The sequence below is a fragment of the Acinetobacter sp. YH1901141 genome, assembly GCF_013416935.1.
Lineage (GTDB): Bacteria > Pseudomonadota > Gammaproteobacteria > Pseudomonadales > Moraxellaceae > Acinetobacter > Acinetobacter towneri.
The window spans coordinates 22,605-41,507 of sequence record NZ_VPEY01000001.1 but is presented as its reverse complement, the minus strand read 5'-3'; the positions used below and the strand labels follow the sequence as shown (position 1 = coordinate 41,507).

Below are 18,903 nucleotides of genomic sequence, written 5' to 3'. Positions count from 1 at the left end.
TCTCAAATGAGGATTTGAAATGACTAAACAAAGTATAGATGATCAGGCGTCATTTTCCGCACCCATTGAAGATTTGCAAGTGCGAATTGCATTTTTGGACGATTTAGTTGAGCAATTGAATGAACAAGTGGTTCATCAAAGTCTGGAAATTGCTGATTTAAAGAAACAAATGCAGTTGTTATATCAGCGGGTAGAGTCGGCAGATTTGTCGGATGGGATTGCACCATTTGACCCGATGACCAATCGCCCACCACACTATTAATCAATCGTACTTAATCAACGGTATTGGTTTCCGTGCTGATTTTAATTTGACCTTTGCTGTACTTCCCGCTGTAATGCTCGGCTGCTGTGCCTGAATCTTTTAAACCCTATTGTGTCCGCTAAAGTTTATGTCCTCTAAAGTTGTATTACTTGACCTTGAAAACAACCTGCCTACCGCGACTTTGTTGCGAGAAATTATTGAGCATCATCCGAGTGTGTATCTGTTTAATTGTGCAGGAAAATTTGAATATAACTTGCAGGATTTAACTGAACTCGCTGGCTGGATCAGTACGGGTCAACTTATGATTTTAGACAGCCCGCGCGCAGAGTTTAAAGAGTTTGAATATGCAGTGGTAGTTGGGCAACTGATGGCACTGCTAGAGCCAGAAACACAAGTTGAAGTGATTTCTGCGGCTGACAGTATTCAGATTTTAATGGAAATGTTGCAAGCATCTGAAATTGCCTGTCACCTGATTCATATTCAGCCTGAAATGCAGTCTGGGAAAAGCAAAAATCGTTTACCAAGCCCAATGGCAATTCGCAGCAAACCTGAATTGCTGTTGGTAAAAAAGTACTGTGATGCGCTGGCAAAAATGTCAGGCAAGCCAACCAACTTAGAAGCTTTAAAACACTCAATTGCCAATATTTTGCAACTTGAGGCCGACAAAGTGCAGCATGTGGTTGGTATGTTGATGAGCCTGAAAATTGTAAAGCGGGTGGATGAACAAATTAGCTTTCGTAAAAAAGTTCTGAAACAATGGGCTCAACTTGACCTAGATGTCGTGGAAGAATCTACGCAAGAGGCGACAGTCACTTCTACAATCGTGGCGCAAACTGAAGCCGTAGAGCCACATCCTCAGCACAGTTTATTTAAAAACTTTAGCCAAATTGACCCTGTGCAATGGGAAGTTGCCAAAAAGTTACGTGAGCTAAAGGGTGAAAAACCGAAAGATATTTATGAGTTGCGTGATTTACTAGAGCGGTTATTTCCAAAGTCTGATATTCGTTTATTGCTCAAAGAACTGATTGAAAAAGGCTATATTTATTGGAATGGACATGAAGTGCTATATAGTCATGAGATGTTCTTGAGTTAAAAGATTGTGAGAGTGTATGAAAAAAGTCTTGTTGTTGGATATTGAAAATTTACATAAATCAGAAAAAGAACTTCTAAAATATTTATCTGAATATCAATTCGTGTATTTGGTATATGCAAAATCACCTATAAATTTAAGCTTAGATGGTTTGCAGATGCTTTCTGATTTTGTGAGCAAGAAAAAGCTTGTTCTTATTAAAATGCCTAAGATTGGCCCAGATGCTGCAGATTTTGGATTAGCTTTCTTAGCTGGTCAGTTATCTATTCAAATGGATAAATCAAATGTTGAATTTGATGTAATGTCTAATGACAAGAAAATTGAATATATTGTTGATTTATTGACAGTAATGGGTTTTAAGTCTCAACAGTTAAAAAGGGATCTCTTATCTTCACCTAGCAAAGAGTTCAAATTAATAAATCAAGAAACTGATTTAAGTTCTGATGAACTGAAACCTTTACTGTTTGCAATCCAATTACTTTTAAAAAATCAACCCAAACAATTTAATTCATTAAACAATGCTCTAAAGTCTTGGTTAAAAGGATATACAAGCAATACCAGAAAGATTATTGAGCAGTTAAAAGATTATCAATTGATCCAAATTAAAGATCAGACTGTAAGTTATGAGCTATCTCGGATGAAAGATGCTCTTAAATTTAGAGAAAAAGGTGAGGTACAGGCTTTGAGTAAAGCTTTACCGTCAGTTGATGAAATTCAGATTAAGCCGCACTTGCAAAGAGTGAAACAGTATTGTGATTATCTAAGTAAAATTAGCAATAATAAACCTGCAAAATTAAATAGTTTACTGAATTCGATTCAATCTGTATTAAAGTTAAACGCTCAGCAATTGGCTCAAGACTTTATCAATATTTTAATAAAGCAAAATATTGTTAAGCAAGAAAGTACTAAACTAATATATAACGATTCCTTGATTGAGGCTTGGGCAAGTCTAGACAAAACTTGTTTGAATACAACAATAATTCAGACAAGTTTGATGGAACAACCTAATACGGAAGTTTTGTCATAAACAGTATAAGCTTCTGATAAAGCCAGTTGATTTTAGTCGGTGGTACTTGCGTTTTATATTGTGCTTATGCAACTCTAATATAAGAATAGAAAGGTTGTACTATGGAAAATACTGGAATTTGGGTTGCCGTTGCCATCATTATATTTGTGATGGGCTCTATTTTTGGTCTGCGTGTCAGCCCAAGAGAAAAAGCTTTAGGATTGATGCGTGAAAAAGCCCGAAAAATGGGACTACACCCTCGTTTGGTGGTTGCACCTGATTGGACAAAAATCCCCAAAGCTACGGAATCACGTGCCAGTATGGTGGCGTATTACAGCGTACTCATTGCCGATGCACGTTTACCGTTAATGCGTGCTTTAGTGACAGATCAAAAGCTAGAGCTGTTGCATGGCGATGAGAAATTCCAAGGCTTACCCATTGCATTAAAGGGCATTTATGCTATTGATATGCAGGCAAACTGTGTAGGAATCTATTGGGATGAAGAAGCCGATCTTCGCGCAACTCAATTAGATGAGATGAAAGCCTTTTTACATAGCTTGGCTGAACGTTAATTTTTAAACCATTAAATAGGAAATACGGTTACTTATGGCGAACGCTCCTCGGTCCACATCCAAAAGCACTGCAGCCAAATCTGAAGCTGGTCACAAACGTGCTTTAGTGATTGTGGAGTCGCCTGCAAAAGCGAAAACAATCAATAAATATCTTGGTTCGGACTACATTGTGAAGTCTTCGGTCGGTCACGTGCGTGATTTGCCAACCAGTGGTGGCGCAAAAACCACAGAAAAGAAAACCACCACCCGAACCAAACTGACCGAGGCTCAGAAAGCTGAAAAAGCTCAACAAGCATTAGTCAACCGTATGGGGGTTGATCCTGAACATGACTGGAAAGCACACTATGAAGTGCTGCCAGGCAAAGAAAATGTAGTCGCTGAATTAAAAAAACTGGCATCGCAGGTCGATGAAGTCTATCTCGCAACGGACTTGGACCGTGAAGGGGAAGCGATTGCGTGGCACTTAAAAGAAGTCATTGGTGGAGATGACTCACGTTATCAACGTGTCGTGTTTAACGAAATTACCAAAAATGCGATTCAAGAAGCCTTTAAGCATCCTGCGCGTTTAGATACCAACAAAGTCAATGCCCAACAGGCACGTCGTTTCTTAGATCGCGTGGTGGGTTTTATGATTTCGCCACTGCTCTGGGAAAAAATTGCCCGTGGTTTATCGGCAGGACGAGTGCAGTCAGTTGCGGTGAAGCTGGTTGTGGAGCGCGAGCGTGAAATTCGCGCCTTTGTACCCGAAGAATATTGGCAAGTCTTTGCAGATACTAAATCTGAAAAAGATGACATTCGTCTAGAAGCGGTTAAGCAAGCGGGTAAAACCCTCAAGTTACGCAACAAAGCTGAAACCGATGCTTTACTGAACTTGATTAAAGATGCGCAATACACCGTATCTGCACGTGAAGATAAGCCGACCAAAGTCAACCCAAGTGCGCCATATATCACGTCAACGCTGCAACAGGCTGCGAGTACCCGTCTTGGTTTTTCAGTCAAGAAAACCATGATGCTGGCACAGCGTTTGTATGAAGCAGGTTTTATCACCTATATGCGTACAGACTCGACCTTCCTGAGTGATGATGCGGTCAATATGGTGCGTACGCATATTGAAGCGGAGTTTGGTCAAAAATATCTGCCTGCTAAACCAAATCGTTATGGCAATAAAGCAGGTGCACAAGAAGCGCACGAAGCGATTCGTCCATCTAATGTTGCGCTTAAAGGCGACAATTTAGTGGGTGTAGAACGCGATGCACAGCGTTTATATGATCTGATTTGGCGTCAGTTCGTCGCTTGCCAAATGACACCAGCCGAATATTTATCATCGACCATTTTAGTGGATGCCAATGGTGTCGAGTTAAAAGCCAAAGGTCGTACGCTGGTTTTTGATGGTTTTACTAAAGTGCGTGGGCAAAACAAATCGGATGATGATGTGTTACTGCCTGCAGTTAAAGTCGGTGAAATTCTTAAATTAGAGAAGCTTGATCCATCACAACATTTTACCAAACCACCTGCGCGTTTTACCGAAGCCTCTTTGGTGAAAGAGCTTGAGAAAAAAGGTATTGGACGTCCATCGACCTATGCTGCGATTATTTCAACTATTCAAGACCGTGGTTATGTCAAACTGGAAAACCGTCGTCTTTATGCCGAAAAAATGGGTGAGATTGTTACAGACCGCCTGGATGAAAGTTTTAATAATCTGATGAACTACGACTTTACAGCAGACTTGGAAGGTCAGCTAGATAAGGTTGCAGATGGTGAACGTGACTGGAAAGATTTACTCAACAGTTTTTATGGTGACTTCAAACAGCGTTTGACCAATGCACAGGGCGAACAAGGCATGCGCCGTAACTTGCCTGTAGAGGTCGATGCAGTACATTGTAAAGAATGCTCACGACCAATGCAGATTCGTACAGGTACGACAGGCGTATTCTTAGGCTGCTCAGGCTATAACTTGCCGCCAAAAGAGCGTTGTAAGGGAACGCTGAACCTGACACCTGTAGAATCACTTGCCGCCTTATCCGATGATGATGCCGCTGAAACCGCAGATTTGATGTCTAAAAAGCGCTGTCCAATTTGTGAAACAGCCATGGACAGTTATGTAATTGATGGCGGTCGTAAACTGCACATTTGTGGGAATAACCCAGACTGTTCAGGTTTTGAGCTTGAAGAAGGCGAGTTCAAAATTAAAGGCTATGATGGTCCAACCATTCCTTGTGACAAGTGTGATGGCGAAATGCAGCTGAAAACAGGTCGTTTTGGCCCTTATTTTGCCTGCACCAGTTGTGAAAATACGCGTAAAGTGCTCAAGAATGGTCAACCTGCGCCACCGCGCGTTGATCCAATTAAAATGGAGCATTTACGCTCGACCAAACACGATGACTTTTTTGTACTACGTGATGGTGCAGCAGGTTTATTCTTGGCAGCTAGCAAGTTCCCGAAAGTGCGTGAAACCCGTGCCCCGAAAGTGGCTGAGTTGCGTACGGTGGCAGAACAGCTTGATCCAAAATATCAGTTTATTTTGCAAGCACCTGATGCAGACCCAGAAGGTAATCCAACCTTGGTGAAATTCAGCCGTAAGAATCAAGCGCAATATATTGGTTCGGAAACGCCTGAAGGCAAACAAACCAAATGGTCATTGGTTTACCAAGATGGTAAGTGGGTTGAGGCTTAACACGATCTGTTATGGAGTTGAAGCCAAAAAAATTCGCCATTTTAATCGATGCAGATAACTCATCGGTCAACTCGATTGAGTCTGTATTGGAAGAAGTGGCGAAGTATGGCATCGCCAGTGTAAAGCGCGTGTATGGTGACTGGAGCAGCGAAAGTCTAAAAAATTGGCGTGATGTACTTTTACCGCACGCCATTACGCCTGTACAGCAATTTGCTTATACCAAAAGCAAAGATGCCACCGATATGATTTTAATTATCGATGCCATGGATTTGTTGTATAGCGGTGCTTTAGATGGTTTTTGTATTGTATCTAGCGACAGTGATTTCACGCCTTTAGCCTCTCGCATTCGTGAAAGTGGTTTAATCGTTTATGGTTTTGGGCGTAGTAATACGCCTGAAGCTTTTCGTAAAGCCTGCGATAAATTTATTTATGTAGAAAACTTGGTGTCCGAAGCTGAAAAAGCTGCGGTAGCAGAAGAATCTGATCAGAAAGGGAAAAATAATAAAGTTACCGATGTTGCACTCAGCATAGATAAATACACCTTGAACCTGATTTATAAAGCGGTCAAAGAAAATGCCGATGATAGTGGTTGGGCTTATTTAGGGGCAATTGGTACGTATATCAGCTCGGTCAAGCCCGACTTTGACACCCGAAACTATGGTTACGATAAACTCTCTGGTTTAATTAAAGCCTTGGGTTTATTTGAAACCAAATTACAGGGCAGTCAGATGTATTTGAGAAAGCGTAGTTTTAGTACGTTTGTCAAACTTGTCCAAAAAACCATTCAGCAACTTGCAGATCAGGCAGGTTGGGCAAAAATTTCCGAGATTATTCAACATATCGAACAAAATGATCCCTACTTTAATATTCAAAATCAGGGATTTGAAAATACACAGTCAGCTATACTTTCAATACACAGTGGTTGGTTGGAATTTTCCAGTGATCACAATCGTGTTAAAGTCGGCAAGCTGATGTCTTAATGTTGTCCTAATTCATGTGGAAAAAAATCCGAATTTTATGCTTATTGCTGGTTTTGCTGGTCGTTGCAGTCAATGCTTGGCGTGATCAGAGCCAAGACTGGAATAAGCCCATCATCGTATTGTTACACCCAATCAATGCCGATGGACGATCAAACACCCAAAACTATATCAATACATTAAATATCAATAATTTAAATTCTGCTCAAGACTATCTAAAACAAGCTTCTTTGCAGTATCGTGGGCAACCGATTGCGCTTTATTTCAAACAGGGGCGAGAATTAAAGGAGTTGCCACCAAAAGTGCCTGAGCAGGCATCACTACTTAATACTGTACTTTGGAGTTTAAAGTTCCGTTTTTACGCTTGGCAGCAACGACAAAGCAGTGATGGTACGGCAACCGTGACGCTGTACCTGAATTATTATGATCCGAGTCAAACTCAAATTTTGAAACATTCCACCGCTTTACAAAAAGGTAAAATTGGCTCGGTGAATTTATTTGCTTCTGCTGCACACAGTGAGCGCAATACCATGGTGATGGTGCATGAATTACTGCATACCTTTGGTGCCACAGATAAATATGATTTGAGCACAGGTCAACCGATTTATCCGATTGGTTATGCAGACCCAAATCAGCAACCATTGTACCCACAACGACAGGCTGAACTGATGGCGGGTTATGTGCCACTTTCGCAAAGCAAAAGTAAGATGCCTGAATCGTTACAGCAGACGCGTATTAACGAAATTACTGCCATAGAATTGGGTTGGAAATAATGTGGATAAGCATGCACTTATCCATATCTCTACAATAAAACCTGTGTAAAAGTATGTGCTTGAGCATGACTTGAGTATGAATTGAGCCATTTATATTCATGGGTTTATTCCTAAACCGATCTGTTAAACTATTCATCCACCCAGTACGATGAGTCACTATGAGTTTAGCCAGCCTAATTGATGAATTGAATCCCCAGCAAAAACAAGCAGCCACGACAGCACATCAACATAGTCTGGTCTTGGCTGGCGCAGGCTGTGGCAAAACCAAAACCATTGTGGCGCGTGCAGCGTACTTGATTGATCAAGGTATTCCAGCCAATCAAATTCAAATTTTGACTTTTACTCGTCGTGCGGCGAGTGAAATTGTCGCGCGGGTGGAGTTGGCACTGGGTGAGCAAGCCAAAGGCTTACGTGCTTCGACCTTTCATACTTTTTGTATGTACCTGTTACGACGTATTCCTAAAGCTTTTGGCTTGGAACAATTTTCTATTATTGATCGTGATGATCAGTTGATGATGTTTCGCCTCATTCGCGGAAAAGATGATAAGAAAAATCCAAGTCAGTTGCCTAAGCCTCAAGAATTATGTGATTTGTATTCTTTTGCGCGGAATACCCGTCAAAAACTGAGTGTGGCTTTAGAAAAGCAACAGCCTGAATATTTGGCATTAAAAGATCAAATTGCTGAAATTATGCAGGAATACGAAAGCCGTAAACGTGCACGTGGCTTTCTCGATTATGACGATATTTTGGCTGTGGTGGCATCGGCATTGGCGCAGTCGGAAGGTCTGGTCGATTATGTCGCGTCAATTTGTCAGCATCTTCTGGTCGATGAAATGCAGGACACCAATCCTTTGCAATGGGCTTTGCTTGAGCCTTTAAAAGATCGGGTCAGTTTGTTTTGTGTGGGCGATGATGCACAATCGATTTATGGTTTCCGTGGTGCAGATTTTGAAAATATTCATCATTTCACAGAGCGCGTACCGAATGCTCAAATTTTCAAATTAGAGCAAAATTACCGTTCTACGCAGGAAATTTTAGACCTGTCCAATTGGTTGTTAGATCAAAGTGAGATTTGCTATAACAAACGGTTGCAGGCGCATCGTGGTGATGGCATCAAACCCAAAATGCATATTTTCCCGAATGAATTTGATGAAGCCAAATGGATTGCGATTGATATTAAAGAGCGACATTTCTTGCAAGGCGCGCCGTGGTCAGATCACATGGTCTTGGTGCGTTCGAGTTTTGCAGCGCGACATATTGAAGCTGCCTGTATTGCGGCAAGTGTGCCGTATCGTTTTATTGGCGGCATGAAGCTCTTGGAAACTGCGCATGTAAAAGACTTGCTTAGTTTATTGCGCGTTATTGCCAATCCTTTAGATGATATTGCGTGGATGCGTTTTCTCACTTTATGGAATGGCGTGGGCGATGTCGGTGCGAGTAAGTTGGCACAGCAATTGTTGCTTGAACCGACAATGGATCAGGTGATTGAAAAGCTGGAAAAATTTGGACGCTTGCCAGAAAAAACTTTATTGATCATGAAGCAAATGGATGTCTTACGACATGAAGTTGCAGCTTGCGTCGGTTTAGGCATTGAAGCTATTCAGGAACAATTGGCAGATAACTATAAAAAAGACTGGAATCGTCGTCAGGGTGATTTTCAGTTGGTGCAACAACTGGCGGGTAAGCATGCGCAGTTAAGTGAGTTTTTAGAAGAATATGTGCTCGATCCTGTGTCTATTTCTGAAATTGAACGCCAGTCCGATACCGATGTGGTCACTTTAATCACCATCCATTCTGCCAAAGGTACGGAGCAAAAAGTCTGTTATGTGGCGAATGTGACTGCAGGGCAGTACCCGCATGCACGGGCGCAGGGCAGTTTTGATGATATTGAAGAAGAACGTCGAGTGCTGTACGTGGCTTTGACCCGTGCCCAAAATGAACTGATTTTAACCAAGCAAAATTTTAATTTATGGGCGCGTGATACGGTAGATGAACAAGGGCGCAAACTGGACAGTTATTTTTTGAATGATCTGACACGGCAGTTGTGTACGATGGAAACTCATCACCGTACCCGTCAGCAAACTGTGAAAAGTGCCTTGGTGGAACGCCAAGCGATTAATTTAGATTTTGGCATTGATCTCGATTAAACTATGCCACATGGTTTCCTGCAAAAAGTAGAGTAGGCGAGTGCTTTTTGATGTTTTTTGCCTATTTTAAGGTTGTAAGATGAAAATTTTAGTTCGTAGTTTAGAGCGTACTGTTACTGAAGAAGAATTGTTAAAACTTTTTCAGGAATATGGCACTGTAGAATCTTGTAATTTGGTGTTGGATGCTGCAACAGGAAAATCTAAAGGTTTTGCATTTGTAGAAATGCCACATGCACGTGAGGCAGTAAAAGCCATTAAAGCGCTGAATACTTTGCGTCTGCATGGTCATGGAATACGTGTCAAAGCAGCAGAAGATAAGCCTGCATCAAAATAGTTCAAAGGGAGCAAAAAATGCTCCTTTTTTATGCGTGATTTTTAGTAAAAATACGAGATTGGCACTGCATTGGTGCGCGATTTTATCGCAGTAAAAATAGTGTATTTTTTATTGGGTGTTGCAGGAAAATCGGTTTAATCTAAGCTTCTTAGAACGCTAAATTGAGGAAATGCTCATGTCCCGTGTTGCTCGTTTTCATGCAGATCGTACCAATCAGAAATTATATTTCGCCCGTCTTTCATGTCAGCAGGCCGAGCAAACCGAGCATGTTCAGCAAGCGCAGGCACATCGTGAAGCTGCGGTGTTTCATTTAAATGGCGCGGTGCTGGCTTTTTTGCAGGAATTGGTGCGGTATTATCGTTTAAATGACAGTAATCCAACCCTTAAATCAATTGAAGAATTGATGGCAGCCAAAGGGCAGATTTCCCCTGAAGTGGCAATTTTGGAGCAACTGAGCAAATCGGGTTTTATTGCAGAGTTAAAGCGCGCTTATCGTTTATGTCAGTACACGCCCGAGCCAAGTGCACCAGAACCTGAACAGGAAACGTCATCCAATTTGATTATTAAAGTCACGCAATCTCCGCAAGCATGGCTACCAGATACGAAAATTTTGCGCGAATGGCATCGTGACTTAACCCAGTTGATTGATGGTTTTCGTAATGAAATGGTGGAATTTTAAGCCGACCAAACGCCCTTGAAAAAAATCTGATCAGCCCGATATAAATATTCTGAACGATGCAAAGTGCAAGCGCCTTTGCCGCCATGTCGAGCATGGAGGATATATGTCTATAGAGCAATTGAAAGAATTATTTGGTAATCAGGAAGCAATTTTAGAGCTGGTTCAGCTTGAAGGTGGCGAGTTGGCATTGCGTAATGCAGGCTCAGAGAAAGAGCCATTGGTCAAAATCCAGTTCAATGACGAAGTCAAAGCCATATTGGGCGATCAGACGGCTGTTGTGGCACAGCACATGATTCAGGCGGCATTATTTGGCTTGTTGGAAAAGCAGGTCAATGAATGGCATGCCGAAATTGTGGATGAACAGCCGCAATTTATGAGTTAATCCCAAAAGGTCTTTCGGTGATGAGCTATCTTTAATGAATAGATTGTCTATCTGCTTTGGTTAAAATCATGGACATTATTAGATAGTTTTTCATCAACACAATGAAAGCCAATCTATACGTCAACAAAAAAAGCGCAGCTTAAACGGTGCGCTTTTTGTGATTTTGGCTATGGGTTTTAGATGAATGATGCTCAATGCGTTGGTGGCTGATGATGGGCAATTTCAATTTGATTTAAAATATAATTGCTCATATTTTTCGCCATTTCTTCTTTGGCAAAATACACTTCACCAATGTTGTCTTTACGAATTACTTCCGCTTCGGCTTTGCTTTCTGCACACACCAAAACCTGAATTTCAGGGTTTAGGGTTTTGGCAATATCCACAATTTTATGAATATCCAAAATGTCCATAGGCGAGAGAACGAGTAGTCGTGCATGTTGAATATGTGCCTGAATCAGTACACCCGCTTCTGTGGCAATGCCGCTGACTGCAGCAATGCCTTTTTCGCGTAAGTCTTCGACAATTTCACGGTTTTCTTCCGCAATCACGACCTTAATATTTTCAGCCATTAAATTTTGAGTAATGCGGCGTCCGACTTCACCATGTCCAACAATCACCACCTGATCACGTAAATAATCTTGAGAAACTTCATCGGGCAGCATGGCTAAAGGGTCATTGCTGCGTTCAAGCAAACGCGCCAAATAAGAGCGTTCCCGAATCCAGTTTTGCACAGGCTCAATCGCAGAAAAAACAAAGGAATTGAGGGTAATTGAAATGAGTGCGCCTGCTAAAATCAGGTTTTGTCCTTCTAGTGACAGCAGTTGTAAAGATACACCTAGCGTTGCCAAAATAAAGGAAAACTCACCAATTTGTGCCAAGCTCGCGCCTACGGTCAAGGCTGTATTGAGTGGATAGCGGAAGAACAAGACCAATGCCATGGCTGCAATGGTTTTACCCACCATGATAATGCCGACGACCGCTAAAACGTGCAGTGGTTCTTCTATCAGAATACGCGGGTCAAACAGCATGCCCACAGCAACGAAAAATAGAATGGAGAAAATTTCACGTAAGGGTAAAGTTTCTTCTTCGGCGCGATGACTGAAATCAGATTCTTTGACCACCATCCCCGCAAAGAACGCCCCAAGTGCCATCGACACGCCAAAGATTTTATAAGCACCAAAGGCAATTGATACCGCAGCAGCGACCACAGTCAGGGTAAACAGTTCCCGCGAGCCTAAGCGAGCCACAATTTGCATAATGAAGGGCACAAGGCGTTTGCCAACAATCAGCATAAAGGCAATAAAGCCTGAAACTTTTAATAAAGTCAGTCCGAGTGTTAGCCAAATATTTTCATCACTGGCATTGTCGATAGCTTGTCCACCCAGTAATACAGCTGTGGCAGGCAAAAGCACCAATGCTAAGACCATCACTAAGTCTTCAACTAACAACCAGCCTACGGCAATTTTACCGTTCACGGAGTCGAGCAGGCCACGATCACCCAATGCTTTTAAGAGCACAACGGTACTGGCACAAGACAGACTCAAGCCAAAAATTAAGGCAGAACCAAAACTCCAACCCCACATCATCGACACGCCTACACCGAGCAGGGTCGCCACGGCGATCTGCAATACTGCACCAGGCAAAGCAATGCGTCGTACCTGCATTAAATCATTTAGCGAGAAATGCATGCCAACACCGAACATGAGGAACATGACCCCAAGTTCTGCCAATTGGTTGGCAAGATGAATATCTGCCACAATGCCCGGTGTGTTGGGACTAATGATGACACCTGCAATCAGATAGCCTATAAGCGGTGGAAGGCGTAAGCGCGCAGCGATATAGCCAAATACCAGTGCCAAGCTAAAACCAACGGCAAGTAAGATGATGAGTTCTACATCATGAGGCACGAGAAACTCCTAAGCCATGGTGAAGGTGCGGTCAAAAGACTGAAATAAGACAAGCACAAATAGTGCCAAAAAAGAAAACGAGGAAATTTTAACAAGTGAGGCAAAAAAAGTGCAAAAAAAACGACCTGAATAAGGTCGTTTTTTAAAAAAGCTAAAATTATTTGATTTTAGCTTCTTTGAAAACTACGTGTTGACGGATTTTTGGATCAAATTTTTTGATTTCCATTTTTTCCGGCATAGTACGTTTGTTTTTAGTAGTGGTATAGAAATAACCTGTACCAGCTGTAGAAACTAAGCGAATCTTATCACGCATTGTCCTGACTCCTTACTTAGATCTTTTGACCTTGAGCACGAAGGTCAGCAACAACCTTTTCAATGCCCAATTTGTCGATAATACGCATACCTTTAGTGGTTAAACGAAGACGTACGAAACGTTTTTCGCTTTCTAACCAGAAACGGTGGTTGTGCAGGTTCGGCTCGAACCGGCGCTTAGTTTTGTTGTTGGCGTGTGAGACGTTGTTACCAACGACTGGACGCTTGCCGGTAACTTGGCAAACCTTAGACATGGTGTAACTCCATTGATTTAGCCAACAGCAAATCTGTATGGCCAGTCAAAAATAAACGGATGAATTCATTCAAGGGGCGTTTTATATCAAAAATACGCTTAAAAGACAAGCGATTTTCTTCAAAAACAGCATGAGCGTGTTTGATAGCTCATGCCTTGATCAGTTAACGAAGAAGCGTCTTCGAAATCAATCGATGAATCGGCTTATCAAATGGGGGGAGAATGAACTTCAAGCTGTAAAGCTTCGGATTAGACATTACCGACCGTTCATGTGACAAGCTGAAAAAACCTTCTGGACCGTGATATTTCCCCATGCCCGATGCACCAACACCACCAAATGGTAAGTCATCTTGTGCAACGTGGGTCAATACAGTATTGAGTCCGAAATGCCCTGAATGGGTTCGCTGTGCGACATAGTCGGCACGCGCCTGATCAAAGTCGAAATAGTATAAAGCAAGAGGACGCGGTCGGCTATTAATAAACTCGATTACATCATCAATTTGTTCATATTCTAAGATTGGCAGGACTGGACCAAAGATCTCATTTTGCATAATTTGCATGTCTGGACTGACATTGGTCAGTACCGTTGGTGCCATTTTACGGGTTGCAGCCACATTTTCACTTTGCGGATTAATTTCAATAATATTTGCACCTCGCTCACGTGCATCTTCTAAATAGCCCTGTAAGCGACGATATTGTTTGTCATTAATAATAGAAGTGTAGTCTTGGTTATCACGAATATGCGGATACATTTCGGTCACAAATTGCTCGAAATGCTCCATAAATTCGGCAGTTTTGCCTTTAGGCAAGAACATATAGTCGGGTGCAACACAGGTTTGTCCAGCATTCCAGAGTTTACCTACCGCAATACGCTGCGCTACATCGACCATATCGCTAGATGGATGCACCAAAACAGGGGATTTTCCACCTAGTTCTAAAATGACAGGCACAAGGTTTTGTGACGCGGCAGCCATTACAGTTTTGCCGACTTCGGTAGAGCCTGTGAAAATAATTTTGTCAAAAGGCAAATGACAGAACGCATCGGAAATAATACCGCCGCCATTAATTACTGCCACCAATTCCTGTGGAAATGCTTCGCTCATGGCGTTTTCCAGTACTTTACCAAAATGCGCAGAAGCACTGGAAATTTTGATCATGGCATGGTTGCCTGCAGCCAAAGCACAGATCAGTGGGCCTAAAGACAACAGCAGCGGATAGTTCCAAGGTGCAATAATGCCAATTACCCCTAAAGGTTGATACTGTACCCATGCTTTTGCAGGTTGGTGGATAATACCAACCTGACGTTTAGATGGCTTCATCCAGTCGGTCAGGTTTTTGCTGTAATATTTGATATGTTCCAAGCAGGTAAGTAATTCACCAATTTTGGTTTCTGCAATGGCGCGGTTGCCATAGTCACGGTTAATGGCTTCGGCAAATTGATCCTGATATTTCACAATCACACGTTTTAAGCGGGCTAAGCGTTCAATGCGTTCTTTGGCACTTGGGACAGGATGACGCTGATAGGCATATTTCTGCAATGCCAAAATATCATCCAGACGTTGTAAATCGGGTGAATGTGGGGTCATTGAAGTTGTTTTTGTTTGACTGTTCATGGCATGTTACCATTCAATAAAAGCAATATAAGTTAATTTTTAGAGTATTTACTCTAATCAGTCAAGTGACTTTATGTTTTCATGCCCCCAAATTTTAAAGAATGGTTGTTTTTAGGATGTCTCAAACCAAAACGTTGAAAACCAAAGAACGTATTTTGCAATTGAGTTTGCAATTGTTTAACGAGCGTGGTGAGCGTTCGGTAACAACCAATCATATTGCGGCAGAACTGGGCATGAGCCCAGGAAACTTGTATTACCACTTCCGCAATAAGAACGAAATTATTAAAGAGCTGATGGAACAATATCAGCAAGAAACTTTAGAAATGCTGGCTTTGCCTGAAAATCGTGGCTTAGATGCCAATGACAAAATTCGTTATTTTCAGGTTCTCAGTAGTCAGCTGTGGGCTTATCGTTTTTTGCATCGTGATGTCTATCATTTGGTCGAAACCAATGAAGATTTCCGCAAAATGTATCCACGTTTTGCAGGACAGGTCATGCAGCAGGGACAAAAAATTTATCAGGCCTTTGTGGATGCGGGTCTGATGCAAATGACTGAGTCAGAAATTGAAGCCTTGATTATCAATATTTGGATTGTGCTGACCAACTGGACGAACTTCTTATATATGTCGGGTCACATTACCGATTCAAACCATTTGGAAGAAAAATGGATTTGGCAGGCTTTACGTCAAATGCTGTTCCTTGAAGGGGCATATTTACGGGGTGAAAGTCGTGCAACCTATGAGCGTTTACTAGAAACACTAGGCACATCTGAACTGTTTGAGAGTTTATCATCCAGTAAAAATACTCAAGCCGACTAAGAGACTGAGAATGGCTATTTAGAATGTCTGAGAAACGCGCTAGAATACTCGGCTTGTTTTTCAATTTAACCAAGTAGTGACTAAAAACAACATGAATATGACGACTGCGAATACTGCACGTTTACTGATTACCTGTGAAGATAAGCCAGGTATTGTGCAGGCTGTATCGAGCTTTTTGTATCATCAAGGAGCCAACATTACCGCGCTTGATCAATACGCAACAGAAGCTCAGGGCGGGCGTTATTTCATGCGGGTTGAGTTTGAACTGGATCACTTGCAAAGCCGTAAAGAAAGCTTATTGCAAACCTTTGCTTCTAACGTGGCAGAGCGTTATGAAATGCAATGGCGTTTGGCTTTGGTCAGCGATGTGAAAAAAGTCGGCATTTTGGTGTCTAAAGTTGATCATGCTTTGCTCGAACTATTATGGCGTCATTCACGTGGTGGTTTACCATGTGAAATTACCAAAGTGGTGTCGAACCATGACACCTTGCGTGAAGCGGTAGAAAACTTTGGTATTCCGTTTGAAGTAGTGCCTGTTAATAAAGAAAATAAACGTGAAGCTTACGCTAAAATTGATGAATTGATGCAAGGCAATGATTTGTTGGTATTGGCGCGTTATATGCAAATTTTGGATGAAGAGTTTGTCTCTAAGTGGGAAATGAAAGTGATCAATATTCACCATTCATTCCTGCCTGCTTTCGTGGGCGCAAATCCATATAAACAAGCTTATGAAAAAGGCGTAAAACTGATTGGTGCAACTGCACACTATGTAACAGCAGACCTAGATCAAGGTCCGATCATTGAGCAAGATGTAGAGCGTGTAAACCACGACTTTACGGTAGATCAACTGCGTGAATTGGGTCAGGATGTGGAACGTAATGTACTGGCACGTGCAGTTAAATGGCATTTGGAAGACCGTATTATTGTAGATGGCAACAAAACTGTTGTATTTCAATAGGGTAAAAGCTATCTAAAAATCGAATTAAAACATGCCGACATGGCATGTTTTTTTATGCTAAAATTGTAATGTTATAACATTTATTTAAACTGTTTTTAAAATAGCAAATTTATTGGATGATTCACGTTTGTTATTAAAAAATAGTTGCAAATGAAAACACTTCTCATTTATTATTGCGTTACTTTAATTGTGCTAACCGATCAGTTTGATCGTTCGGAACTGTGATGGTTTGGCAATTGCTTTTGAAGGTCGCTGACTTTAATGAACCAATCTCCCAACGCTATGCTACAAATGCCCAATGCCATGAAAAAGAAAGTTGTGACGGCTTTAGCTGTTGTTGCATTAGGTCATGTCGGTGTGTTGTGGGCATTGGGGCAAATGCAAACTCCGACCTTAAAGCCCATAGAAAAAGAACCTTTAAAAGTACGCTTTGTAAAAATTCAAGAACAGCCTAAACCGTTGCCACCGCAACCTAAGGCTGAACCACAGCCTGAAAAACCCAAGCCTCAGCCTGTAAAAGAAGTGCCTGTGGTAGAAAAACCGTTGCCACCGCCACCGAAAAAAGTAGAAAAAGTACAGCAAGTTAAAAAAGCAGAAGCCCCTAAACCCGTGGCGAAGCCCGTAGAAAAACCAGTCGAACGTGTGGTGCAACCTGCACCTGTAGCAACGGTGACTGAAACTAAAGTGGTACAGCCTGCACCGAAACCGACAGTTGCACCTGTTGCGCCAGCACCTGCTCCTCCAAAAACAGTGTCGATTGGCGGCTCAGGCGTGCAATGGAGTCGTTCTCCAAAACCTTCTTATACCAATCGTGATTTACAGGGAGAAACCCGTAACGTGGTGGTTCGGATTGAAGCCAATGAAAAAGGCGTGATCACCGATGCTCAAATTACGCGTTCTAGTGGTGTACCTGCTTTAGATCAAAAGATTTTACGCGCAGTGCGTAGTGCAAAATTCAAACCGTACAAAGAAAATGGCGTGGCTTATCCAATTCGTGCTGAGCAGCCTTTTGAATTGACATTGAACCCTAACGGCTAACCTTCAACAGGAGTTCGAGTATGAACTTTTCCGTCTATTGGCAACACGCAGATGCAGTCAGCAAAACGCTGTATTTCGTGTTATTGGCGATGTCGATTGCGACATGGACCATCTTCGCATTACGTTTGATAGGCACGCGCCAATTGAAGCAACAAGCTTATGCTCAACTGTCACAGGCTTTAAATCAGCTTAAAGCAAAACTGGTGCCCTTAAATTTTGAGCAGCGTAAAGCGGTTGCTGAGCAAGCCTTATTGCGTCAAATTTCGGTAGAAAAAGCATCGGCAGAAAAAGGCGTATCGGTACTGGGTACAATTGCGTCATTAGCACCGTTTGTGGGTTTGTTTGGTACAGTTTGGGGTATTTTCCATGCACTCGTTGCGGTTGGAAAAAGCGGTCAGGCGGGATTGGCTCAAGTGGCAACGCCTGTTGGTGAAGCGTTGATTATGACGGGCTTCGGTTTGGCGGTGGCGATTCCTGCCGTGATTGCTTACAACATTTGTTCGCGTGTGAACCGTACCTTATCTACAAATTTGCAAGATCATGCACATAGTTTGTTGATTGACACCATGTTGCAACAAGATTCTTCTGTTCAAAGAACTGAAGTGAATGCAACACAACAAAGTTTAGTGGGAGGTCAGGTTTAATGGCTTTTCAATTGGGTGAAGACAACGATTCAGGCATGAATGAGATGAACCTTATTCCCCTGATCGACATTATGTTGGTATTGATGATCATCTTTTTGGTGACAGCGACCGTTGCCAACCCATCTATACCATTAACCTTACCGCAAACCAGCGCAGAAATTGTTGATTTACCGCCTGAGCAAATTCAGGTCAGTATCAATGCCAATGGTGAAGTGGCGTGGGATGATCAAATCATTAGTTTAGATGAGTTGCAAACCCGCTTTAATGATGCTAGTCAGCAAGCTCAACAGCCAACCGTGGTGTTAAGAGCAGATAAAGATGCGCGTTATGATACTGTGGCGCAAGTGATGTCACGTGCGAGTGAAGCCGGACTCAGTGATATTGCTTTCGCAACAGATGATTAAGTTAATCCTTAAAAATTAGCGATCTATTTAGGTCGCTTTTTTTATGCAAAGTCGCGCATA

General features: G+C 42.1%; 20 protein-coding genes. 16 read left to right on the top strand and 4 right to left on the bottom strand.

Annotated elements, in window-relative coordinates:
• The first annotated feature begins 19 nt into the window (after nucleotides 1-19).
• The 11 genes from FTV52_RS00220 to FTV52_RS00170 all read left to right on the top strand — a co-directional run bounded on the left by FTV52_RS00220 (nucleotide 20) and on the right by FTV52_RS00170 (nucleotide 10,896).
• Nucleotides 20-262: a SlyX family protein gene (locus FTV52_RS00220; RefSeq protein WP_004976120.1), complete on the top strand. Its 243-nt coding sequence runs from the start codon at nucleotides 20-22 to the stop codon at nucleotides 260-262.
• A 127-nt stretch (nucleotides 263-389) separates the two neighbouring features.
• Entirely contained in the window at nucleotides 390-1,355 is a 966-nt protein-coding gene (locus FTV52_RS00215) for a hypothetical protein (RefSeq protein ID WP_179989444.1), read from the top strand.
• Between the two features lie 16 nt (nucleotides 1,356-1,371).
• Nucleotides 1,372-2,379, top strand: coding sequence for a PIN domain-containing protein (locus tag FTV52_RS00210; protein ID WP_096901707.1), 1,008 nt, complete (start codon nucleotides 1,372-1,374; stop codon nucleotides 2,377-2,379).
• A 101-nt stretch (nucleotides 2,380-2,480) separates the two neighbouring features.
• Entirely contained in the window at nucleotides 2,481-2,930 is a 450-nt protein-coding gene (locus FTV52_RS00205) for an ammonium transporter (RefSeq protein WP_004976129.1), read from the top strand.
• Between the two features lie 34 nt (nucleotides 2,931-2,964).
• Entirely contained in the window at nucleotides 2,965-5,604 is a 2,640-nt protein-coding gene (gene topA / locus FTV52_RS00200) for a type I DNA topoisomerase (RefSeq protein ID WP_179989442.1), read from the top strand.
• A gap of 11 nt (nucleotides 5,605-5,615) precedes the next feature.
• Nucleotides 5,616-6,584 carry an NYN domain-containing protein gene (locus FTV52_RS00195; protein ID WP_154321061.1) on the top strand — a complete coding sequence of 323 codons (969 nt, stop codon included), beginning with the start codon at nucleotides 5,616-5,618 and terminating at the stop codon, nucleotides 6,582-6,584.
• Between the two features lie 14 nt (nucleotides 6,585-6,598).
• The gene (locus FTV52_RS00190) at nucleotides 6,599-7,354 is read left to right on the top strand and encodes a hypothetical protein (RefSeq protein ID WP_179989440.1); all 756 of its coding nucleotides are present in this window, start codon (nucleotides 6,599-6,601) and stop codon (nucleotides 7,352-7,354) included.
• Nucleotides 7,355-7,512: 158 nt separating this feature from the next.
• Nucleotides 7,513-9,501, top strand: a complete 1,989-nt coding sequence (locus tag FTV52_RS00185) for an ATP-dependent helicase (protein WP_179989438.1) — start codon at nucleotides 7,513-7,515, stop codon at nucleotides 9,499-9,501.
• A 79-nt stretch (nucleotides 9,502-9,580) separates the two neighbouring features.
• Nucleotides 9,581-9,835 carry an RNA-binding protein gene (locus FTV52_RS00180; RefSeq protein WP_004976139.1) on the top strand — a complete coding sequence of 85 codons (255 nt, stop codon included), beginning with the start codon at nucleotides 9,581-9,583 and terminating at the stop codon, nucleotides 9,833-9,835.
• 175 nt (nucleotides 9,836-10,010) lie between these two features.
• The gene (locus FTV52_RS00175; protein WP_179988458.1) at nucleotides 10,011-10,514 is read left to right on the top strand and encodes a DUF6586 family protein; all 504 of its coding nucleotides are present in this window, start codon (nucleotides 10,011-10,013) and stop codon (nucleotides 10,512-10,514) included.
• A 103-nt stretch (nucleotides 10,515-10,617) separates the two neighbouring features.
• The gene (locus tag FTV52_RS00170; RefSeq protein WP_131261040.1) at nucleotides 10,618-10,896 is read left to right on the top strand and encodes a hypothetical protein; all 279 of its coding nucleotides are present in this window, start codon (nucleotides 10,618-10,620) and stop codon (nucleotides 10,894-10,896) included.
• A 191-nt stretch (nucleotides 10,897-11,087) separates the two neighbouring features.
• On the opposite strand, the gene FTV52_RS00165 is transcribed toward FTV52_RS00170, so the two are convergent.
• The 4 genes from FTV52_RS00165 to FTV52_RS00150 form a co-directional block, all read right to left on the bottom strand.
• Nucleotides 11,088-12,803 (bottom strand): cation:proton antiporter, encoded by a 1,716-nt coding sequence (locus FTV52_RS00165; RefSeq protein ID WP_167845769.1) that lies wholly within the window; start codon nucleotides 12,801-12,803, stop codon nucleotides 11,088-11,090.
• A 157-nt stretch (nucleotides 12,804-12,960) separates the two neighbouring features.
• Nucleotides 12,961-13,116: a 50S ribosomal protein L33 gene (gene rpmG, locus FTV52_RS00160; RefSeq protein ID WP_004976146.1), complete on the bottom strand. Its 156-nt coding sequence runs from the start codon at nucleotides 13,114-13,116 to the stop codon at nucleotides 12,961-12,963.
• A gap of 16 nt (nucleotides 13,117-13,132) precedes the next feature.
• Nucleotides 13,133-13,369, bottom strand: a complete 237-nt coding sequence (gene rpmB, locus FTV52_RS00155; protein WP_004976147.1) for a 50S ribosomal protein L28 — start codon at nucleotides 13,367-13,369, stop codon at nucleotides 13,133-13,135.
• 163 nt (nucleotides 13,370-13,532) lie between these two features.
• Complete coding sequence (locus FTV52_RS00150) at nucleotides 13,533-14,981, bottom strand: coniferyl aldehyde dehydrogenase (protein ID WP_004976148.1); 1,449 nt, start codon at nucleotides 14,979-14,981, stop codon at nucleotides 13,533-13,535.
• Between the two features lie 116 nt (nucleotides 14,982-15,097).
• Between FTV52_RS00150 and FTV52_RS00145 the strand changes: the two genes are divergently transcribed.
• From FTV52_RS00145 to FTV52_RS00125, 5 genes are all read left to right on the top strand, one after another.
• Nucleotides 15,098-15,799 carry a TetR/AcrR family transcriptional regulator gene (locus FTV52_RS00145; RefSeq protein ID WP_004976150.1) on the top strand — a complete coding sequence of 234 codons (702 nt, stop codon included), beginning with the start codon at nucleotides 15,098-15,100 and terminating at the stop codon, nucleotides 15,797-15,799.
• Between the two features lie 91 nt (nucleotides 15,800-15,890).
• A complete protein-coding gene (gene purU, locus FTV52_RS00140) occupies nucleotides 15,891-16,757 on the top strand; it encodes a formyltetrahydrofolate deformylase (RefSeq protein WP_004976151.1) in 867 nt (288 codons plus the stop codon).
• Between the two features lie 261 nt (nucleotides 16,758-17,018).
• Complete coding sequence (locus tag FTV52_RS00135; RefSeq protein ID WP_179989436.1) at nucleotides 17,019-17,795, top strand: energy transducer TonB; 777 nt, start codon at nucleotides 17,019-17,021, stop codon at nucleotides 17,793-17,795.
• A 20-nt stretch (nucleotides 17,796-17,815) separates the two neighbouring features.
• Nucleotides 17,816-18,439 carry a MotA/TolQ/ExbB proton channel family protein gene (locus FTV52_RS00130; protein ID WP_096901723.1) on the top strand — a complete coding sequence of 208 codons (624 nt, stop codon included), beginning with the start codon at nucleotides 17,816-17,818 and terminating at the stop codon, nucleotides 18,437-18,439.
• The gene (locus FTV52_RS00125; RefSeq protein ID WP_004976158.1) at nucleotides 18,439-18,843 is read left to right on the top strand and encodes a biopolymer transporter ExbD; all 405 of its coding nucleotides are present in this window, start codon (nucleotides 18,439-18,441) and stop codon (nucleotides 18,841-18,843) included. Before FTV52_RS00130 ends, FTV52_RS00125 begins: the two co-directional genes overlap by 1 nt.
• The last annotated feature ends 60 nt before the right edge of the window (nucleotides 18,844-18,903 follow it).